Below are 13,941 nucleotides of genomic sequence, written 5' to 3' on the forward strand. Positions count from 1 at the left end.
ACGGCCGGCAATGCCGGCCGTCTTCGCTCGGGGCGATGCGCCCTCCGATGGCGCGCGCTCAGGCCGGCTCGGCCTCGTCGCGCGCGGCGGCACCAGGCGGCGGCAACAGCGCCGTCAGCACGTCGACGGTACGCGCCGTCGCGCCGCGATGGCGCGCGGCGAACGCGGCGCCGGCCGCGCCCATCGCGGTGCGCCGCGCCGGATCGGCGAACAGCGCATCGAGCGTCGTCGCCAGCTCTTCCGGATCCTGGACCTGGGCGGCCGCGCCGGCCGCCACCGCATCGGCCGTGGCCTGCGTGAAGTTGAACACGTGCGGGCCGATCAGCACCGGCACGCCCACCGCGCAGGCCTCGATCAGGTTCTGCCCACCCAGCGGCAGCAGGCTGCCGCCGATGAAGGCCACGTCGGCCGCCGCGTAATAGGCGCCGAGCTCGCCCATCGAATCGCCCAGCAGCACCGTGCTGTCGGCCGCCAGCGCCGCATGGGCCTGCCCCGCCGCCGCGGCGCCTGCCGCCCACAGCGCCGAGCGGCGTACCACCGCCTGCCCCTCGCGCGCGGCCAGCGCGGCCACCTCGTCGAAACGCTGCGGATGACGCGGCACCAGGATCAGCAGCGCATGCGGCGTGTTCAGCGCCGCGAAGGCGCGCAGCACCAGCGCCTCCTCGCCCTCGCGCGTGCTGGCCGCCACCCACACCGGCCGCGAGCCGATCGCCTCGCGCCAGGCCCGGCCGCGCGCGGCCAGCTCCGGCGGCGTGCTCATGTCGAACTTCAGGTTGCCGAGCACGGCCAGGTTGCGCGCGCCGAGCGCGCCGAGCCGCTCGGCATCGGACGGGCTTTGCGCCAGCACCCGCGAGAAACCGCCGAACACCTCGCGCACCGCCGGGCCGAAACGCGAGGCGCGGCGGAACGAACGCGCCGACATGCGCGCATTGGTCAGCACCAGCGGCACCGAGGCGCGACGACACTCGTCGATCAGCGTGGGCCAGACCTCGGTCTCCATCACCAGCCCGAGCGTCGGCCGCCAGGCGCGCAGGAAGCGGCGCACCAGGTGCGGCATGTCGTAGGGGAGATAGCAGCGCAGCACGCGCGCGCCGAACAACTGCTCGCCGGTGGCGCGGCCGCTCGGCGTCATGTGGGTGAGCAGCAGCTTCGCGTCGGGCCGCGCGGCCAGCAGCGCCTCGATCAGCGGCTGCGCGGCGCGCGTCTCGCCGACCGAGACCGCATGCACCCAGATCAGCGGCGCCGCGTCGTCGGGCCCGCGTCGCGCGCGCATGGCCAGCGCGAGCTGGCCGAAGCGCTCGCCGATATGCTCGCGATAGCCGTGCTCCTTGCGCGAACGCCAGAACAGCCGCACTACCGCGGCGGGCGCGACAATCCACCAAAGCGCGCGATACACCGCTCTCAACATGACACCACCGTGGTTTGCTCCGTGCCTGCGCGCCCTGCTCAGACGAGCGCGCGCTGCTGCAGCCGCTCGAGGATGCCGAGCGGCGCGCGATCCGGCCGCGCCATCGCCTCGACCGGCAGGAAAAAGGTCTGTTCCATCATGAACTGGCCCGACATGACGGCATGGGACGTCTGGTCCGAGAAGCAGATCCAGACGCTGCCGGGCGGGAACGGCATGGTCTGCTGCGGGCAGTCCCGCTGGTAGGCCAGGTCGGCCTTCATCGCGTCGTGCAGGTGCAGCATCAGGTGATCGTAGGCGCTGCGCCTGGACTTGGTGACGTGCAGCAGCTCCAGCAGCCAGGCCGCGCCCGGCAACTGCGGGCGAATCCCAGGCAGGAAGCGCCGGGCGACCTCCTCGAACGGCTCGCCGACGCGCCACACGCGCGGCACGCCCGCCGGGTTGACGTTGCTGAACACGCGCAGGATCCGCTCGCCGTAGTTCGGTCGCGAGGGAAAGGCATCGACGTGCAGGCGGCTGTCGTCCTTGCGCCAGGAGCTCTCGCGCGTCTCGACCTGGCGCAGCCGCAGGCTGGTGGGCGCCACGCGCATGCGGCCGCGATACTCGGGGAACAGCCCGTCGACCAGCGAGGCCGCCTGCTGCTGGTAGCGCGCCACCAGCGCGCGCACGGCCGACTGCGTGACCGCGTCGCCGAGCACGCCCGCCACCGCGCCACCGTTCGGCGCGAGGCTGATGTTCTTGCGCTTGGGATCGGCCAGCGCCGGATCGAGCAGGGCTTCCTCGCCGCCCTCGATGGCGAAGCGCAGGTTCGGGAAATACAGCACCTTGCCGGTCTCGACGGCGGCGAGCAACTGCTCGCGCGGCATCGACAGTTGCTGCCCGTGCCAGTCGGCCGAGAGGACTTCGAGGATCTGGGATTCGCTCATGATCGCACCGTTACAGGAGGCCGAACGACGCGAGCGCGCCCTTCACCTGGGACAGCGAGGGCGGCGCGCCGGCCGTGCCGAGATTGACGACGTTCGGCGACCAGTAACCGCCCGTGCGCCATGCGGTGGCGAAATTGTACAGTTCGACCGTCGGGCGCTTGAGCGCCGCCGCGATGTGCACGAGGCCGGTGTCGACACCGACCGTGGCCGCCGCGCCGTCGACCAGCCCCACCACGGCCGGCAGCGACAGCCTGGGCGGCACGATCGCGGCCGCGCCGAACTCCCTGGCCAGCCGCTCGCTGGTGGCGCGTTCGGCCTCGCTGCCCCAGGGCAGCACCAGCGACGCGCCACGCCGCACCAGCGACTGGCCGAGCTCGATCCAGGCGGCGTCGGGCCATTGCTTGTCGGCGCGCGACGTCGCGTGGACGAAGACCACGTACGGTACCGGAAGATTCAGGTCGGCAGCCGCCAGCGCGCGTGCCGCCTGATGCGTGTCAAGACCGAAATCGAGCGCGTCGTCGGGCGACGGCGCCGGGTCGCCCAGCGCCGCGGCCACCAGTTGGCGCGTGCGCTCGACCACGTGGGTGCGCGGCGCGATCGGCACGCGCCGGCGGTAGAAGAAGCGCACCGGCCACTCGTAGCCGGCGCCGTCGGTGCGGTTGGCCAGGCCGGTCAGCGGGCCGCGCGCCCAGCTCGCCACCCAGGCGCTCTTGATCAGCCCCTGGCAGTCGATCACCAGGTCGTAATGCTCGTCGGCGATCTGCCGGCGAAACGCGCGGATCTCGCGCCAGGTCCGCGCGCTGCCGAGCGACTTGCGCCAGCGCCGCAGCGAGAACGGCAGCACCTTGCGCACGCCGTGCACCAGCTTCACCAGCTCGACGAAGCCCTCCTCGACGAGCCAGTCGATCTGGGCATCCGGGTGGCGCCGGTGGATGTCGGCGATCACCGGCATGTTGTGCACGACGTCGCCGAGCGACGAGACGCGCACGATCAGAATTTTTTGCACGCTGAGAAAAACCGACGAAAGGCCGGTACGGACCAAAAGACGCGATTTTATCGCGTCGGCGGGCTTATCCCGTAAACGGGAGCGGCGGGAGGTGACATGCGGCGGCCGGTGCCGTCGAGCGCGGCGCCGGCGGACATGGCGGGCGGGCGGCCCGGGGTCGCGCGCGGCGCCGGCAAGCCCGACGGAACAACGCGCCGGACCTGCCGGCGCGTCGTCGTGCAAGGCCAGGCCCTCGGCCCGGCCGGCCGTTCATGGCCCGCCAGGCCTCGCGGCCTCAGAACGGCAGCTTCGCGTCGGGCTTGGCGGCCGTCAGCGCGCGGCGGAATTCGCCCTTGATGCGCTCCAGCGCCTCGGCCGAATTCGCCTCGAAACGCAGCACCACCACCGGCGTGGTGTTCGAGGAACGCGCCAGGCCGAAGCCGTCGGGATACTCGACGCGCAGGCCGTCGATCGTGATGACCTCGTCGGCGCCCTCGAACTTGGCGTCCTGGCGCAGCTTCTCGATCAGCGCGACGTTCTCGCCTTCCTCGAGCTTGAGCTGCAGCTCCGGGGTCGACTCGGCGTTCGGCAGGCCGTTGAGCAGCGCGCTCGGATCGGCCACCCGCGCGAGGATCTCGAGCAGGCGCGCGCCGGTGTAGAGACCATCGTCGAAGCCGTACCAGCGATCCTTGAAGAACACGTGGCCGCTCATCTCGCCGGCCAGCGGCGCGCCGGTCTCGCGCAGCTTGGCCTTCACCAGCGAATGGCCGGTCTTCCACATCAGCGGCTCGCCGCCCTTCTCGCGGATCCACGGCGCCAGGTTGCGGGTGCACTTGACGTCGTAGATGATCTGCGCGCCCGGGTTGCGCGACAGCACTTCCTCGGCGAACAGCATCATCTGGCGATCCGGGTAGATGATCTGGCCGTCCTTGGTGACCACGCCGAGGCGGTCGCCGTCGCCGTCGAAGGCGAAGCCGATCTCGGCGTCGGTTTCCTTCAGCGCGCGGATCACGTCCTGCAGGTTCTCGGGATGCGCCGGGTCCGGGTGGTGGTTCGGGAAGTTGCCGTCGATCTCGGTGAACAGCTCGACCAGCTCGCAGCCGAGCGCCTTGAACAGGCGCGGCGCCAGCTCGCCGGCCACGCCGTTGCCGGTGTCGACCACGATCTTCAGCGGGCGCGCCAGCTTGATGTCGCCGACGATGCGCTGCAGGTAGGCATCGGCCACGTCGTGCTGCTGGTAGCTGCCGCTGCCCTCGGCGTAATCCTGGGCGACGATGCGGCGGTACAGCGCCTGGATCTGCTCGCCGTAGATCGCCGCGCCGCGCAGCACCATCTTGAAGCCGTTGTAGTCGGGCGGATTGTGGCTGCCGGTCACCACGATGCAGGAATCCACGCGGCGCTCGCCGCTGGCCAGCGGCAGCGGCACGCTGGCCGCGAAATAGCCGACCGGGGTCGGCACCATGCCGACGTCGACCACGTCCACGCCCGCCGCGCGCAGCCCGTCGGCCAGCGCCGCGATCAGATCCGGGCCGGACAGCCGGCCGTCGCGCGCGACCACCACCGCGTCGCCGCCCTGGGCGCGCACCTCGCTGCCGAAGGCCTGCCCGATCGAGCGGGCGACCGAGGCATCGAGCGTCTTGCCGATCACGCCACGAATGTCGTACGCCTTGAAGATGGATTGGGAAATCATCGATTCACTCTCTGTCGTACATGGAAAAGGGTGCCGCGGCCTCGCACGCCGGCCGGGTGGCGCGTCCTGCGCGAATGTCGGGTTCGGACCCGGACAACTTATAATCGCTGGTTTCGACCCGCCCGGTCGGTGCGGCAGGCATCGCCCACGAGCCGCCCATTCTAATGCGTGCAGGTTGCAGCGCCGCAAATTAGAAAATCGGCGCGGCGGCCGGATCGGCGCCGAGCCCTTTTTTTTCGAATTTTTTCATGCTGAAGCTTACGCGCATCGCCAACCCCGATGTCGCCCGGGCCGCCGCCAACCTGGTCTGGCTCGGCCTGGAGCGCCTCACGCAGATCGGCGTCGCGATCGTGATCAGCGGCCTGCTGGCCCGCGCGCTGGGCCCCGACGCCTTCGGCAAGTGGCAGTACGCGAACACGCTGCTGCTGGTGCTGGCGCCGCTGACCTGGGTCTGCGGCGCCGAGATCCTGGTGCCGACCATCGTGCAGCGCGCCCCGGCCGAACTCGGCGCGGTGCTCGGCAGCGCCTTCGCGCTGCGCTTTTCCGTGTCGATCGTCGCGCTCGCGCTGACCTGGGCCGGCATCGCGGCGGGCCTGGTCGATCCGCTGGTCGGCGCGATGCTGGCGGGGCTGGCGGTGACCCTGGTGCTGCGCGAGCCCTTCGTCGGCGTGATCAACGCCTGGCTGCAGAGCATGACCTACAGCAAGCCGCAGTTGATCGCGAGCATCTTCGCCGCGCTCGGCAAGGCGCTGCTGGTGTGGCTGCTGGTGCGCGCGGCCGCCGCGCCGGCCAGCTACGGCTGGCTGTGGGCACTCGAGGCCGGCGCGATCGCGCTGGCGCTGATGCTCTATTACCGGCGCCGCCACGGCGGCCGGCTCGGCTGGCGCGTGGAAGCGCCGCTGTTCCGGCATTTCGCCTCGGCCGGCACGGTGTTCTGGATCGGTCTGGTCTGCATGTACCTGTTCCTCAAGCTCGACCGCCTGATGCTGGAGCGGCACGTCTCGTTCGCCGAGCTGGGCCGCTACGCCGCCGCCCAGCAGTTGAACGAGAACTGGATCACGCTGGCCCTGCTGCTCGCCCAGACCATCGCGCCGGCCTTCGTCTACCGCGTCTCGGAGCTGCCGCGGCTGCGCCGCAACGTCTGGCGCCTGATCGCCATGACCAGCGCGCTGATGATCGGCGGCGCCGCCGTGCTCGACCTGCTCGCGCCGCTGATCATCGGCCGCGTGTTCGGCCCCGGCTACGAGCAATCGGTCTCGATCTTCCGCTGGGCGGTCTGGCTCTCGGTGCCGGCCGGCGTCGAGGCGATCGGCAACCTGGTGGTGCTGAAGTTCCAGGCCAGGTTCGTGCTGCTGGCCAAGTGGCTGCTGGCGCTGGCCGTGGCGGCCATCGCCAACGCCATCGCGATCCCCGCGCTCGGCCTGTACGGCGCCCTGGTCGGCCTGGCCGCCGGCTACCTGGCCGCCGCCGCGGTCAATTTCACCTACATCCGCCTGAAGCTGCGCACATGAGCTCCTCCCTCGCCCCCGCCGGCGCCCTCGACGAGGTCGCGGTGCTGATCCCGGCCTACAACGGCCACCACGACCTGGCGCGCAGCCTCGCCTCGCTGGCCGAAACCGCGCCCGTGCACGTGCTGGTGGTCGACGACGGCAGCACGCCGCCGATCGCGCCGGCGCCGCGCGCGGGGCTCGACATCGAGGTGCTGCGCATGCCGCGCAACGGCGGCATCGAGCGCGCGCTGGCGGCCGGCATCGAGGCGCTGGCCGCGCGCGGTTTCCGCTACGCGGCCCGGCTCGACGCGGGCGACCTGGCGGTGCCGGGGCGCCTGGCCAAGCAACGCGCGTTCCTGGCCGCCCATCCGCGCGTGGCCTGTGTCGGCACCTGGACCCAGGTGGTGTCGCGCGACGGCCGCCCGCTGTTCATGCTGACGCCGCCGGCCGATCCGGCCCGGCTGCGCCGCACCCGCTTCCTGCGTTCGCCGCTGGTCCACCCCTCGGTGATGCTCGATATCCAGCGGGTACTGGAGGTCGGCAACTATCGGATCAAATATCCGGCCGCCGAGGACCTGGACATTTTTTTGCGCTTAATGGAACGCTACGATTGCGCGAACCTGCCCGAACTCGGCCTATATTACGAGCTGAACGAAGGCGGCATCAGCGCCACCCGTCGGCGCCGGCAGATCCGCTCGACGCTCGCGCTGGTGCTCCGTTACTTCGATGCGCGCAACCCGTATGACTGGGGCGGCCTCGCCAAGTACCTGCTTCATCTCGTGACGCCGTATTCGCTGCTGCACAAGCTGAAACGCCGTTCGTTCGCGCAGCGCCCGCCGGCCTGACGCGCTTCGTCCCGCTTCCCGTCCACTGCTTCGACATGAGTCCTGTTTCCGCGCTGCGCATCGTCCTGGTCTGCAACACCGCCTGGGCGATTTACACCTATCGTCAAGGCCTGATCCGCATGCTGGTCGCCAGCGGCGCCGAGGTCATCGTGCTGGCCCCGCGCGATCGCACGGTCGAGCCGCTCGAGGCGATGGGCTGCCGCTATCTCGAGCTGCGCGTCGCCTCCAAGGGCACCGATCCGCTCGAGGACCTGCGCATGCTCGCCGCGATGCGCCGCCACTATCGCGAGCTGCGCCCGCACCTGGTGTTCCACTACACGATCAAGCCGAACATCTACGGCTCGATCGCGGCCTGGCTCGCGCGCGTGCCCTCGGTGGCCGTCACCACGGGCCTGGGCTACGTGTTCATCCGCGAGAGCCGCGCCGCCAGCATCGCCAAGCGGCTCTACCGTTTCGCGTTCCGCTTCCCGCGCGAGGTCTGGTTCCTGAACCGCGACGACCTCGCCACCTTCGAGGCCGGCCGCCTGCTCGCGCATCCCGATCGCGCGCGGCTGCTGCACGGCGAGGGCGTCGATATCGAGCAGTTCGCGCCCGCCCCGCTGCCCGAGCGCGACAGCTTCCAGTTCCTGCTGATCGGCCGGCTGCTGTGGGACAAGGGCGTGCGCGAGTACGTCGACGCCGCGCGTGCGCTCAAGGCGCGTTATCCGCAAGCGCGCTTCGCCCTGCTCGGCCCGGTCGGCGTCGACAACCCCAGCGCGGTATCGAAGACCTACCTGGACGAATGGGTGCGCGAGGGCGTGATCGACTATCTCGGCGAGGCGCACGACGTGCGCCCCCATATCGCGGCGGCCGACTGCGTGGTGCTGCCCTCCTATCGCGAGGGCGTGCCGCGCACGCTGATGGAAGCCTCGGCGATGTGCCGGCCGATCGTCGCCACCGACGTGCCGGGCTGCCGCGACGTGGTGGACGACGGCGAGACCGGCCTGCTCTGCACCGCGCGCGACAGCGCGAGCCTGGCCGGCAAGATGGCCGCCATGCTCGACATGCCGGCCGAGGCGCGCCGCGCGATGGGCGAGCGCGGCCGCCAGAAGGTACTGCGCGAATTCGACGAGGCGAACGTCGTCGAGCGCTATCGACAAACCATCCGTGCGCTGACAGGCACGGCACTCTGAGGAGGGCATGACAATGAGCGCTATGAGCGACAAGGGCACGATTCTGGTGACGGGCGGCGCGGGCTTCATCGGCTCGCATACGGCCGTCGAACTGCTCGGCGCCGGCTACGACGTGGTGATCGTCGACAACCTGGTCAACAGCAAGCGCGAGGCCGTCGACCGGATCGCCAGGATCGCGGGCCGCGCGCCGGCCTTCCACCAGGTCGACGCCTGCGACGAAGCCGCGCTGGCCCGCGTGTTCGACGCGCATCCGATCACCGCCGCGATCCACTTCGCCGCGCTCAAGGCGGTCGGCGAATCGGTCGCCAAGCCCATCGAGTACTACCGCAACAACCTCGACAGCCTGCTGGCCCTGCTCAAGGTGATGCGCGAGCGCCAGGTCAAGCACGTCGTGTTCAGCTCCTCGGCCACCGTCTACGGCGTGCCGGAGCGCTCGCCGATCGACGAGTCGTTCCCGCTGTCGGCCACCAATCCCTATGGCCAGACCAAGCTGATGGCCGAGCAGATCCTGCGCGACCTCGAGATCTCCGATCCGTCGTGGCGCATCGCCACGCTGCGCTACTTCAATCCGGTCGGCGCGCACGAGAGCGGGCTGATCGGCGAGGACCCGGCCGGCCTGCCGAACAACCTGATGCCCTACGTGGCCCAGGTCGCCGTCGGCAAGCTCGAGAAGCTGCGCGTGTTCGGCAACGACTACCCGACCCACGACGGCACCGGCGTGCGCGACTACATCCACGTGGTCGACCTGGCGCGCGGCCACCTGAAGGCGCTCGACGCGCTGCGCCGGCGCGACGCCAGCTTCGTGGTCAACCTCGGCACCGGGCGCGGCTACAGCGTGCTCGACATCGTCAAGGCCTTCGAGACGGCCAGCGGCCGGCCGGTGCCCTACGAGCTGGTGGCGCGCCGCCCCGGCGACGTGGCCGAGTGCTATGCCAACCCGGCGCGCGCCGCCGAGCTGATCGGCTGGCAGGCCGAGTACGACATCGAGCGCATGTGCGCCGACCACTGGCGCTGGCAGGAGCGCAATCCGCGCGGCTTCGCCTGAGGCCCGGCGGCGGATCGATCCGGCAAGGCCCCGCCCCGGCGGGGCCTTGCCGCTTTCCCGGCCGGCAAGCCTCGGCGGCACGCGCGACGCACCTGCCGCCGCCCGGCGCGGCTCGCCGCCGCAGCCGCTTCGAAAGCCTTGCCGCGGCGCCGCAAGGCCTCTCGCAAGTCCTTGTCCGGCAAGGGAAATACCCGCCTCGCCCGCCTTCTGGGACGAACCCGGCTCCGGTATAATCCGCTGTCCCGTTTTCCGGCCCGTCCATGCTCAGCTTCGCCGTTGCGTTCGTCGCCTCCCTGCTCGTCACGCTGCTCATCATCCGTTATGCGCACCTGCACGAGAAATTCTCGATCGACAGCGATCTCGCCGGCGTGCAGAAATTCCACGCCCATCCGGTGCCGCGCGTCGGCGGCCTCGGCATCGTCGCGGGCCTGCTGATCGGCTGCATCCCGCTCGCGCTGCGCTACCCGACCGTGGCCGGCAGCATCGCCGGGCTGGCCGCCTGCGGCATCCCGGCCTTCGCCTCGGGACTGATCGAGGACCTGACCAAGAAGGTCTCGCCGCGCGCGCGCCTGCTGTGCACCATGGCCGCCGCCGCCATCGCGTTCGGCGTGGTGGGCGTGGCGATCACGCGCATCAGCGTGCCGCCGCTCGATTTCCTGCTCGGCTACACGGCGGTCTCGGCGGTGGTGACGGTGCTGGCGGTGGCCGCGCTCGCCAATGCCGTCAACATCATCGACGGCTTCAACGGCCTGGCCTCGATGGTCGCCTTCATGATGCTGGCCTCGCTGGCCTACGTGGCCTTCCAGGTGGGCGAGCCGGTGGTGCTGTCGGCCTCGCTGCTGATGATGGGCGCGATCATGGGCTTCTTCATCTGGAACTTCCCGGCCGGCCTGATCTTCCTCGGCGACGGCGGCGCCTACTTCATCGGCTTCATGCTCGGCGAGCTGGCGATCCTGCTGGTGATGCGGCATCGCGAGGTATCGGCCTGGTACCCGGTGCTGCTGTTCATGTACCCGATCTTCGAGACCTGTTTCTCGATCTACCGGAAGAAGTTCATCCGCGGCATCTCGCCCGGCATCCCCGACGGCGTGCACCTGCACATGCTGGTCTACAAGCGCCTGATGCGCTGGGCCGTCGGCACCCAGGTCGCGCACGAGCTGACGCGCCGCAATTCGCTGACCTCGCCCTATCTGTGGCTGCTGTGCCTGATCGCGGTGATCCCGGCCACGCTGTTCTGGCGGCACACGGTGCACCTGTTCGCCTTCGTGCTGGTGTTCGCCTTCACCTACGTGTGGCTCTACGTCAGCATCGTGCGCTTTCGCGCGCCGCGCTGGATGGTGGTGCGCAAGACGCGCGCGCGGCAGCAGCATCGCCATTGAGGCGCCGCGCGCGGCCATGAAAAAGGCGTCCACTGGACGCCTTTCGCTTTTGCGCATCGCCGGCATGTTCGCCACGGGCTTCGGAGCTTCAGGGCTTCAGGCCTTGGCGCGCCCCGGCACGCTCTGCAAGGTCGGCTTGACGGCCGGCTGATACTCCGGCACCCAGCGGCGCAGGTCGCGGCGCACCTCGTCGTCGCCGAGCACGCGGTGCTGCATCAGCCAGGGCAGCAACTCGTCGAGCAGGTTGTCGGGCACCTCGCGCGCCTTCGCCGTGCGCAGCTTCGGATGCGGCGTGCGGGTGGTGGTCTCGTCGTCGGCGAGCAGTTCCTCGTAGAGCTTCTCGCCCGGACGCAGGCCGGTGAACTGGATGCGGATCTGATCCTCGTCGAAGCCGTAGAGACGGATCAGGTCGCGCGCCAGGTCGACGATGCGCACCGGCTTGCCCATGTCGAGGATGAAGATCTCGCCGCCCTGCCCCATGCTCGAGGCCTGCAGCACCAGTTGCGAGGCTTCCGGGATGGTCATGAAGAAGCGCGTGATCTCGGGATGGGTGACCGTCACCGGGCCGCCCTTGGCGATCTGCTGCTGGAACTTCGGGATCACGCTGCCGGCGCTGCCCAGCACGTTGCCGAAGCGCACGGTCTCGAACTGCGTGTTCGGGCTGGTCTGCTGCAGCGCCTGGCAGGCCATCTCGGCCAGGCGCTTGCTGGCGCCCATCACGTTGGTCGGGTTGACGGCCTTGTCGGTCGAGATGAGCACGAAGTGGCGCACGCCATGCCGGATCGCCGCGCGCGCCACGCGATAGGTGCCGAGCACGTTGTTGCGCAGCGCCTGCCAGGCGTTCAGCTCCTCCATCAGCGGCACGTGCTTGTAGGCGGCCGCATGGAACACGATGTGCGGCGTGTGGCTGGCCATCACGTGATCGAGCAGCAGCGAATCCTTGGCATCGCCGATGATCGGCACCACGTGGCTGTCGGGGAAGCGTTCGCGCAGGTCCTCGGTCAGGCGGTAGATCGCATATTCGGACAGGTCGAATGCAATCAGTTGCGCCGGGGAGAATTTCAGGATCTGGCGGCACAGCTCGGAGCCGATCGAGCCGCCGGCGCCGGTCACCATCACCACGCGGTCATGCAGCAAGGCATCGACGTGCGGCGTGTCGATGCTCACCTCGTCGCGGCCCAGCAGGTCCTCCAGGTCGATCTGGCGTACCTGCGAGAGCATGCCCTGGCCTTGCGGCATGGTGGTCAGCGAAGGCAGCACCATCGCGTTGACGCCGGCGCGCACGCACAGCGTGGCCACGCGGCGCTGCACCTCGACCGAGGCGGACGGCATCGCGATGATCACGTGCTCGGCCTTGGTGAGCTCGGCCCAGTGGGCGAGTTCGGTGATCGGACCGAGCACCTTGTAGCCATAGACCTCGCGGCCGCGCTTGGCCGGCTCGTCGTCGAGCAGGCCGACCAGGCGCCATTCGCCGGAACGCGACAGCTCGCGGGCCAGGCTCGCGCCCGCGCCGCCGGCGCCCAGCACCAGCACCGGCTTGCCCTGGCCGACCAGGCCGCCGTAGCGGTAGAACTCCTTGGTGGCGCGGTAGAGCGCGCGCGCGCCGCCCATGATCAGGAACAGCAGCATGGGGGAGAGCAGCAGGACGGAACGCGGGATGATCGGCATCGGCTGGAACATCACCGCGCAGGCCATAACGATGCCGCCGCCGCCGACCACGGCCTTCGAGATGCGCAGCAGGTCCGGCAGGCTGGCGAATACCCAGAGGCCGCGATAAAGGCCGAAGGTCCAGAACATCAGGCCGTAGACCGGCAACACCCAGGCGAGCGCGAACACGCCACCATCGAGGAAGTCGTGCGGAATCATGCCGTTGAAGCGGATCACGTAGGCAACCAGCCAGACGCCCGCAACAGCCAGCAGATCAAACAGGAACGCGCTCAGCGAGAGCCACGACGATTTGAGTCGAACCATGGAGAGCGAACCTTATTGGAATTGGGATTGCGCCAAAACATGACGCCGCCAGCGAACATCGATAGTCAGCGCCAGCGCGCCGAGCATCGCGTACCACACCAAAGCGATCAGCCAGGACGTGAGCGCGGAGCGCGACAGCGAACTCGCCCCGACAACGGCGCCGGCCGCCATTATCAGATAGGCGCCGCAAGCCATGCGAACATGTCCTGCTCCCATTCTGACGACACGCTGATAATAATGCTCGCGATGTGGCTGCCAGAATTTCTCACCGCGTAACAAACGTTTCGACAATGTCACAGAGGCATCGAAAATAAAGGGGCCGAATACAATAAACGGAAATGCGGCGCTCCATGTCCCGGTGCACCATCCCCAATAACCGAGCGCACCGGCCAGGAAACCGAGTGGTATCGAACCGGCATCGCCCAGGAACAGTCTGGCGGGATGAAAATTAAGCAGCAGGAAGCCGGCCGCCGCACCCGCCACGACCGCCGATGCCGCGCCCAGCGTCGGTGCCGCCGACGTCCCGAGTGCCGCGATCGTATACGCACCGAAGCCGAATACCGCCATCCCGCCCGCGAGCCCATCGGCTCCATCCATGAAGTTGTAGAGGTTTATCACCCACAGCAGAGCGATCGCGATGGCGGGCAACATCCACGCCGGCACCGGTGCCGGATAGACGGCCAGCAGCGCCGTCACCGCCACGACGTGCCCGCCGAACCTCACCCGCGCCGGCAACCCTCGCCGATCGTCGATCTGCGACATGGCCGCCAGGCCGAGCGCCAGCCAGCCAACCAGCGCGAGCGGCGGCGTGGCCAGCGCGATCAAGGCGACTGCCACCGGCACCAGGCCCCAGCCGCCCACCCGCGGTGTCGGCCGCTCATGCAGCGAACGTTCATTGGGGACGTCGGTCGCGAGGCGCCAGGCAAGGCCCGTGCGTAACAGCACTCGCAGGATCAGCGTGCTGCAGGCACCCGCGATCAGAGCAAACGCCAGGGCGCCGCACCAGTCCAGATAGGTAAGCGGGAACATGGGG

At 69.7% G+C, this 13,941-nt stretch carries 11 protein-coding genes; 5 read left to right on the forward strand and 6 right to left on the reverse strand.

The annotated features are described in order from the left end of the window. Nucleotides 1–58 precede the first annotated feature (58 nt). The 4 genes from waaA to FB600_RS23825 all read right to left on the reverse strand — a co-directional run bounded on the left by waaA (nt 59) and on the right by FB600_RS23825 (nt 5,006). Nucleotides 59–1,408 carry a lipid IV(A) 3-deoxy-D-manno-octulosonic acid transferase gene (waaA, locus tag FB600_RS23810; RefSeq protein ID WP_145757409.1) on the reverse strand — a complete coding sequence of 450 codons (1,350 nt, stop codon included), beginning with the start codon at nt 1,406–1,408 and terminating at the stop codon, nt 59–61. Between the two features lie 38 nt (nt 1,409–1,446). Next, complete coding sequence (locus FB600_RS23815; RefSeq protein WP_096749620.1) at nt 1,447–2,331, reverse strand: Kdo hydroxylase family protein; 885 nt, start codon at nt 2,329–2,331, stop codon at nt 1,447–1,449. A 10-nt stretch (nt 2,332–2,341) separates the two neighbouring features. Next, nucleotides 2,342–3,373, reverse strand: coding sequence for a lipopolysaccharide heptosyltransferase I (gene waaC, locus FB600_RS23820; RefSeq protein WP_164467512.1), 1,032 nt, complete (start codon nt 3,371–3,373; stop codon nt 2,342–2,344). A 238-nt stretch (nt 3,374–3,611) separates the two neighbouring features. Beyond that, a complete protein-coding gene (locus FB600_RS23825) occupies nt 3,612–5,006 on the reverse strand; it encodes a phosphomannomutase/phosphoglucomutase (RefSeq protein WP_096749621.1) in 1,395 nt (464 codons plus the stop codon). A gap of 248 nt (nt 5,007–5,254) precedes the next feature. Here FB600_RS23825 and FB600_RS23830 point away from each other — a divergent pair, with 248 nt between their 5' ends. The 5 genes from FB600_RS23830 to FB600_RS23850 all read left to right on the forward strand — a co-directional run bounded on the left by FB600_RS23830 (nt 5,255) and on the right by FB600_RS23850 (nt 10,937). Further along, complete coding sequence (locus FB600_RS23830; protein ID WP_025098761.1) at nt 5,255–6,517, forward strand: oligosaccharide flippase family protein; 1,263 nt, start codon at nt 5,255–5,257, stop codon at nt 6,515–6,517. Next, a complete protein-coding gene (locus FB600_RS23835) occupies nt 6,514–7,341 on the forward strand; it encodes a glycosyltransferase (RefSeq protein ID WP_098154473.1) in 828 nt (275 codons plus the stop codon). Before FB600_RS23830 ends, FB600_RS23835 begins: the two co-directional genes overlap by 4 nt. A gap of 35 nt (nt 7,342–7,376) precedes the next feature. After that, nucleotides 7,377–8,513: a glycosyltransferase family 4 protein gene (locus FB600_RS23840; protein ID WP_096749623.1), complete on the forward strand. Its 1,137-nt coding sequence runs from the start codon at nt 7,377–7,379 to the stop codon at nt 8,511–8,513. Between the two features lie 22 nt (nt 8,514–8,535). Beyond that, on the forward strand, nt 8,536–9,558 hold the full coding sequence (galE, locus tag FB600_RS23845; RefSeq protein ID WP_036048032.1) for a UDP-glucose 4-epimerase GalE: 1,023 nt from the start codon (nt 8,536–8,538) through the stop codon (nt 9,556–9,558). A gap of 260 nt (nt 9,559–9,818) precedes the next feature. Further along, entirely contained in the window at nt 9,819–10,937 is a 1,119-nt protein-coding gene (locus FB600_RS23850; RefSeq protein ID WP_096749624.1) for an MraY family glycosyltransferase, read from the forward strand. Between the two features lie 96 nt (nt 10,938–11,033). Here FB600_RS23850 and FB600_RS23855 read toward each other — a convergent pair whose 3' ends face one another. Together FB600_RS23855 and FB600_RS23860 are read right to left on the reverse strand one after the other, a co-directional pair. Then, a complete protein-coding gene (locus FB600_RS23855) occupies nt 11,034–12,908 on the reverse strand; it encodes a polysaccharide biosynthesis protein (protein ID WP_145757408.1) in 1,875 nt (624 codons plus the stop codon). A 12-nt stretch (nt 12,909–12,920) separates the two neighbouring features. After that, nucleotides 12,921–13,937: an MraY family glycosyltransferase gene (locus tag FB600_RS23860; protein WP_145757407.1), complete on the reverse strand. Its 1,017-nt coding sequence runs from the start codon at nt 13,935–13,937 to the stop codon at nt 12,921–12,923. Nucleotides 13,938–13,941: the final 4 nt, after the last annotated feature.

Source organism: Burkholderia sp. SJZ089 (assembly GCF_007828315.1).
GTDB lineage: Bacteria > Pseudomonadota > Gammaproteobacteria > Burkholderiales > Burkholderiaceae > Burkholderia > Burkholderia gladioli.

Excerpts from the sequence above, each read along its gene's own strand:
- waaA (WP_145757409.1), bottom strand. The coding sequence starts at position 1,408 with ATGTTGAGAGCGGTGTATCGCGCGCTTTGGTGGATTGTCGCGCCCGCC.
- FB600_RS23825 (WP_096749621.1), bottom strand. The coding sequence starts at position 5,006 with ATGATTTCCCAATCCATCTTCAAGGCGTACGACATTCGTGGCGTGATC.
- FB600_RS23830 (WP_025098761.1), top strand. The coding sequence starts at position 5,255 with ATGCTGAAGCTTACGCGCATCGCCAACCCCGATGTCGCCCGGGCCGCC.
- FB600_RS23840 (WP_096749623.1), top strand. The coding sequence starts at position 7,377 with ATGAGTCCTGTTTCCGCGCTGCGCATCGTCCTGGTCTGCAACACCGCC.
- galE (WP_036048032.1), top strand. The coding sequence starts at position 8,536 with ATGAGCGACAAGGGCACGATTCTGGTGACGGGCGGCGCGGGCTTCATC.
- FB600_RS23835 (WP_098154473.1), top strand. The coding sequence starts at position 6,514 with ATGAGCTCCTCCCTCGCCCCCGCCGGCGCCCTCGACGAGGTCGCGGTG.
- FB600_RS23815 (WP_096749620.1), bottom strand. The coding sequence starts at position 2,331 with ATGAGCGAATCCCAGATCCTCGAAGTCCTCTCGGCCGACTGGCACGGG.
- FB600_RS23855 (WP_145757408.1), bottom strand. The coding sequence starts at position 12,908 with ATGGTTCGACTCAAATCGTCGTGGCTCTCGCTGAGCGCGTTCCTGTTT.
- FB600_RS23850 (WP_096749624.1), top strand. The coding sequence starts at position 9,819 with ATGCTCAGCTTCGCCGTTGCGTTCGTCGCCTCCCTGCTCGTCACGCTG.
- FB600_RS23860 (WP_145757407.1), bottom strand. The coding sequence starts at position 13,937 with ATGTTCCCGCTTACCTATCTGGACTGGTGCGGCGCCCTGGCGTTTGCT.